Raw genomic sequence first — 4,898 nt, 5'->3', positions numbered from 1 at the left:
GGCGGGGGCGGCGGTGGCATGCCGATGCTGCCGATCGCACCGGTTCCGGCGCCCGCACCTGCGCCCTCCCCAGCCCCGGCGCCCGCGCCCGCACCAGCCGAGAACCGTGCCGCTGTGCCGGGCTCCGAGCCGTCGCCCTCGCTGAGTGCGCCGCAGCCCGGCTCCACCGCCGCGGTGGGCAATGACAGCGAAGGCATCTACGCGGGCGTGCGAGGCATTGCCTTCGTCGGCACCAACGGTTCGTTGGCGGGCAGCTTCCTCGGGGGCACGATGTGGGGTTCGCTGAAGGTCACGGGGCTCGACTGGTCGTTCAACCTGGACACCGAGTTGTATGTTCCGCCCAACGCATATCCGGTGACGGGCTCGGGCACCTTCGCGCCGAAGAAGTCGGTGGATGGCACCTACGCCTACGACAACCGCAGGCCGTCCGATGTCGGCCCGCTGGCCTACACGATCGAGAACGCGCTGGCGGTGTCGCAGGCGAGCATGACCGGCACGTGGTCCAACACCGACAGCAGCCCGAGCCTGGGCGTGACGGTGCAGGTCGACGGCCAGGGCGTGTTCACTGGCAGCACGAGCGGCGTGCAGATCGGCCAGTGCACGCTCTCGGGCACTGTCGCCCTGGCGCAGCCCGGCTCGGCCAAGAACATGTACAGCCTCACGCTGAAGGCCGTGAATGCCGCCACGGCCAGCACCAACGACTGCAAGCTCACCCCCGCCGCCACCGGCAGCTATGCCGGGCCGGCCATCATCGGGCTGGTGCCGGCGGGCGTGTACGACAGCAACGGCTACTTCCGCAGCCTCATGTTCCTGATCCGTTCGAACACCGGCGCCACGCTGCTCGTCAATCTGCGCAAGCAGCCCTGACGGCATTTCGCGCGGGCGGGGCACGCTCAACCGGGAATCTTCTCGAGGCAGTAGCCCAGCCCGCGCACCGTCGCGATGCGCACCGGTCCCTTCTCGATCTTCTTGCGCAGGCGGTGGATGTAGACCTCGATGGCGTTGATGCTCACCTCTTCGCCCCATTCGCACAGCCGGTCCACCAGCTGGTCCTTGCTGACCAGCCGGCCGGCGCGCTGCAGCAGCACCTCGAGCAGGCCCAGTTCGCGCGCCGACAGCTCGATCATCTTGCCGTCGATGGTCGCCACGCGGCCGGCCTGGTCATAGACCAGCGGGCCGTGGCGGATCGCGTTGCTGGTGGCGCCCATGCCGCGCCGCGTGAGGGCGCGCACGCGCGCCTCGAGCTCCTGCAGGCTGAAGGGCTTGGCCATGTAGTCGTCGGCGCCGTGGTCCAGGCCCTTGACGCGCTCTTCCACGCTGTCGGCCGCCGTGAGCACCAGCACCGGCAGCTGCGAGCCGCGCGCGCGCAGGCGCTTGAGGATCTCGATGCCGTGCAGGCTGGGCAGCCCGAGGTCGAGGATCAGCAGGTCGAACTCGCTGTGGGTCATGAGCGCGGTGTCGGCCTGCGAGCCGTTGGCCACGTGATCGACCGCCGCGCCCGAGGTGCGCAGGCTGCGCAACAGGGCATCGGCCAGCACCTGGTCGTCTTCGGCAATCAGTATTCGCATGAGCCACCTCCGGCGGATTCAGGCGCCATGCCGGCGCTGTTCACATTTGTCTCAACGCGAGTCTAGCCCGCTGTATAGGCTTCGAGTCCGATGGTTACCACGGTGGCGATCTCGTCGCCCACGCTGGCGCGGAACTCGCGCTCGGTCTGCGTCACGGCGCGGCGGAAGGCGTCCAGCCAGGCCAGCCCGTCGGCCGTGAACAGCACGCGCCGCGCGCGCGCATCGAGCGGGTCGGGGCCGCGCGTGACCAGCCCCCAGGCCTCGCACTGGTCGACCAGCGTGCCCATGGCCTGCTTGGTCATGCCGGCGCGCTCGGCCAGCTCGGTCAGGCGCGAGCCCTCGCGCGCCAGGTGCCGCGTGATGTGGATGTGCGCCGCGCTCACCTGCGCGCGCGCCGCGAGGTTCGACAGCGCCAGCGGCACGTCGATGTCGTGCGCCATGAGCGCCAGCACGCGCTCGTCGAAGCGGCGCATCGCATGGCCCAGCAGGCGGCCCAGGTGGGTCTGGCGCCAGGCGTCGGGATCGGTGGGAAAGGCGGGGTCGGCCATGGCCTCAGATGGTAAGGCAAACTGACTTTAAAGTGGACTTGCGAAACGCCACGAGCCCCTACACTACTGTTCAAGCATCCAGCCTGTGGTTAAAAGCAGATGGATGAATCCCGACACAAACCGTTGATATTCAAGGAGATTTCCACATGGACGCAGTCGTCAAGGGCGCAAGCATCTCGGTCGCCAACAGTGAAAAGGCCAAGGCCCTGCAGGCCGCGCTGGCCCAGATCGAAAAGCAGTTCGGCAAGGGCACGATCATGCGCCTGGGCGAAGGCGAGGCGCTGGAAGACATCCAGGTGGTCTCCACCGGCTCGCTGGGCCTGGACATCGCCCTGGGCGTCGGCGGCCTGCCCCGTGGCCGCGTCGTTGAAATCTACGGCCCGGAATCCTCGGGCAAGACCACGCTCACCCTGCAGGTGATCGCCTCCATGCAGAAGCAGGCCGGCACCTGCGCCTTCGTCGACGCCGAGCACGCCCTCGACGTGCAGTACGCCCAGAAGCTCGGCGTGAACCTGTCCGACCTGCTGATCAGCCAGCCCGACACCGGCGAGCAGGCGCTCGAAATCGTCGATTCGCTGGTGCGCTCGGGCGCCGTCGACCTGATCGTGGTCGACTCGGTCGCCGCGCTCACGCCCAAGGCCGAAATCGAAGGCGAAATGGGCGACTCGCTGCCCGGCCTGCAGGCCCGCCTCATGAGCCAGGCGCTGCGCAAGCTCACGGCCACGATCAAGAAGACCAACTGCATGGTCATCTTCATCAACCAGATCCGCATGAAGATCGGCGTGATGTTCGGCTCGCCCGAAACCACCACCGGCGGCAATGCGCTGAAGTTCTACGCCTCGGTGCGCCTGGACATCCGCCGCATCGGCACCATCAAGAAGGGCGACGAGGCCATCGGCAACGAAACCAAGGTGAAGGTGGTGAAGAACAAGGTCAGCCCCCCGTTCAAGACGGCCGAGTTCGACATCCTGTTCGGCGAAGGCATCAGCCGCGAGGGCGAGATCATCGACATGGGCGTGAACGCCAAGATCATCGACAAGTCGGGCGCCTGGTACGCCTACAACGGCGAGAAGATCGGCCAGGGCCGTGACAACGCCCGCGAATTCCTGCGCGAGAACCCCGACCTGTCGCGCGAAATCGAGAACAAGGTGCGCGAGTCGCTGGGCATTCCGCTGCTCGCGGCCGACGCCGGCTCCGAACCCGAGAAGGCCGAGAAGCCCGCCAAGGCATCGAAGGCCGACAAGGCGGCGGAGTAAGTGAGACGGAGCGGCCTTCGCGTGTTGCGTGGGCCGCGTGAGCGACCCACCACCCCCGAATGGCCTTCAGCGCCCCCTCCCTCAAAGGCCGCGCCCTGCGCCTCCTGAGCCAGCGCGAGCATTCGCGCGCGGAGCTGGAGCGCAAGCTCGCGAAGCACGAGGAAGAGCCTGGCACGCTGGCGAAGGCGCTCGACGAGCTGGCCGCCAAGGACTTCATCAGCGAGCCGCGCGTCGTCGCCTCGGTGCTGCACCAGCGTGCCGCCCGCTCGGGCGCGTTGCGCGTGAAGCAGGAGCTGCAGGCCAAGGGCATCGCGCCCGAAGCCATCGCGCAGGCGGTGGCCGGCTTGCAGGAGACCGAAGTCGAGCGCGCCACGGCCCTGTGGCGCCGCCGCTTCGACGCGCCGCCCGTCGATGCGAAGGAGCGCGCGAAACAGATGCGATTCCTGATGGCGCGCGGTTTCTCGGGCGCCGTCGTGTCCAAGGTGCTCAGGAGCGACTTCGATGACCCAAGCGACGACCCCAACGGCGTATGAAGGCGACGCGGCCCTGTCCCGCGTCATCACGCAGCGCGTGCACTGCGAATGGCGCGACGCCTATGCGCTCGCGTCCGACCCGAAGCGGCTGCCCGACTGGGCCAGCGGCCTCGCGAAGAGCGCGCTGGTGCCGCACGGCGACCACTGGATCGTGCGCACGCCCGAAAGCGGCGAGGCCCGCATGCGCTTTGCGCCGCCCAACGACCTGGGCGTGCTCGACCACTGGGTGGCGCCCGAAGGCGTGCCCGAGGTCTACCTGCCGTTTCGCGTGATCGGCGTGGCGCCCGGCGTGTGCGAGCTGCAGTTCACGCTGCTGCGCCAGCCGCACATGGACGATGCGGCCTTTGCACGCGACGCCGGATGGATCGCGCGCGACCTGCAGGCCCTGCGCCGCCTGCTCGAGGCGGGCTGAGCCCGGCCCGGCTTACTCGGTGGCCGTGACGTCGTCGGCCAGCGGGTTCTCGGCCTTGTACGCGGCGATGTCGCGCACGTTCTTCTGCACCGCCACCGCGCCGAACAGGCTCAGCAGGAAGGCCATGGCGTAGAAGCCCTTCTCGCTCGCGGCCAGCGAGGCGTTGAACAGGCCCACGGCCAGCAGGCCCACCGACAGCAGCAGCGAGACCCAGCACAGGCCGAAGTAGATGCCGGTGACCGAGATGCCCTCGAGCCGGTCGCGCACCGTCTTTTGCAGCGACACGGCGGAGAACAGGCCGTACATGAGGATGGTGAAGTAGTAGCCCTTCTCATTGAGCTGCATCGCGGCATTCCACAGCCCGAGCAGGTACACGATGGCGCCGATGATCAGTGCGGCCCAGGATGCGGCGACGAATGCGCCGGTCGGTTTCTGAAACTTGACGGTTCCCATGACGATCCTCCTCGTTGTTGTGTGGCGCGATTATGGTGCGGGAAGGCGGTGGCATGATCGCCAGCGACCGGCCTCGCAGGAGGCGGCTTTCCAGAAAAACCGGAGGAACCCTTCATGTCGTCGCAACC

The 4,898-nt window shown here is 68.1% G+C and carries 7 protein-coding genes; 4 read left to right on the top strand and 3 right to left on the bottom strand.

The window, feature by feature from the left end:
- A partial coding sequence (locus AC07XP_RS31985; RefSeq protein WP_495266924.1) for a hypothetical protein occupies positions 1-867 on the top strand: 867 nt, incomplete at its 5' end.
- A gap of 26 nt (positions 868-893) precedes the next feature.
- Here AC07XP_RS31985 and AC07XP_RS31980 read toward each other — a convergent pair.
- Together AC07XP_RS31980 and AC07XP_RS31975 are read right to left on the bottom strand one after the other, a co-directional pair.
- Positions 894-1,568, bottom strand: a complete 675-nt coding sequence (locus tag AC07XP_RS31980; RefSeq protein WP_056575150.1) for a response regulator transcription factor — start codon at positions 1,566-1,568, stop codon at positions 894-896.
- 62 nt (positions 1,569-1,630) lie between these two features.
- The gene (locus tag AC07XP_RS31975) at positions 1,631-2,116 is read right to left on the bottom strand and encodes a MarR family winged helix-turn-helix transcriptional regulator (RefSeq protein WP_062482795.1); all 486 of its coding nucleotides are present in this window, start codon (positions 2,114-2,116) and stop codon (positions 1,631-1,633) included.
- Between the two features lie 146 nt (positions 2,117-2,262).
- On the opposite strand from AC07XP_RS31975, the gene recA reads away from it, so the two are divergent.
- Genes recA through AC07XP_RS31960 form a run of 3 tightly spaced genes read left to right on the top strand, consistent with a single transcriptional unit; the run spans position 2,263 to position 4,317 of the window.
- On the top strand, positions 2,263-3,372 hold the full coding sequence (gene recA / locus AC07XP_RS31970) for a recombinase RecA (RefSeq protein WP_062482792.1): 1,110 nt from the start codon (positions 2,263-2,265) through the stop codon (positions 3,370-3,372).
- A 59-nt stretch (positions 3,373-3,431) separates the two neighbouring features.
- Positions 3,432-3,905: a recombination regulator RecX gene (gene recX, locus AC07XP_RS31965; protein ID WP_495266923.1), complete on the top strand. Its 474-nt coding sequence runs from the start codon at positions 3,432-3,434 to the stop codon at positions 3,903-3,905.
- A complete protein-coding gene (locus AC07XP_RS31960; protein WP_495266922.1) occupies positions 3,874-4,317 on the top strand; it encodes an SRPBCC family protein in 444 nt (147 codons plus the stop codon). The genes recX and AC07XP_RS31960 overlap by 32 nt, the downstream gene beginning before the upstream one ends.
- A 12-nt stretch (positions 4,318-4,329) precedes the next feature.
- On the opposite strand, the gene yiaA is transcribed toward AC07XP_RS31960, so the two are convergent.
- Positions 4,330-4,770, bottom strand: coding sequence for an inner membrane protein YiaA (gene yiaA / locus AC07XP_RS31955; protein ID WP_062482786.1), 441 nt, complete (start codon positions 4,768-4,770; stop codon positions 4,330-4,332).
- Between the last annotated feature and the right edge of the window lie 128 nt (positions 4,771-4,898).

The sequence above is a fragment of the Variovorax sp. GW531-E2 genome (genome assembly GCF_059423125.1).
This window is presented reverse-complemented; position numbering and strand designations above follow the sequence as displayed.

Bases quoted from the DNA above. Each gene is read 5' to 3' on its own strand.
- recX (WP_495266923.1), top strand. From the start codon at position 3,432: ATGGCCTTCAGCGCCCCCTCCCTCAAAGGCCGCGCCCTGCGCCTCCTG.
- AC07XP_RS31975 (WP_062482795.1), bottom strand. From the start codon at position 2,116: ATGGCCGACCCCGCCTTTCCCACCGATCCCGACGCCTGGCGCCAGACC.
- AC07XP_RS31980 (WP_056575150.1), bottom strand. From the start codon at position 1,568: ATGCGAATACTGATTGCCGAAGACGACCAGGTGCTGGCCGATGCCCTG.
- recA (WP_062482792.1), top strand. From the start codon at position 2,263: ATGGACGCAGTCGTCAAGGGCGCAAGCATCTCGGTCGCCAACAGTGAA.
- yiaA (WP_062482786.1), bottom strand. From the start codon at position 4,770: ATGGGAACCGTCAAGTTTCAGAAACCGACCGGCGCATTCGTCGCCGCA.
- AC07XP_RS31960 (WP_495266922.1), top strand. From the start codon at position 3,874: ATGACCCAAGCGACGACCCCAACGGCGTATGAAGGCGACGCGGCCCTG.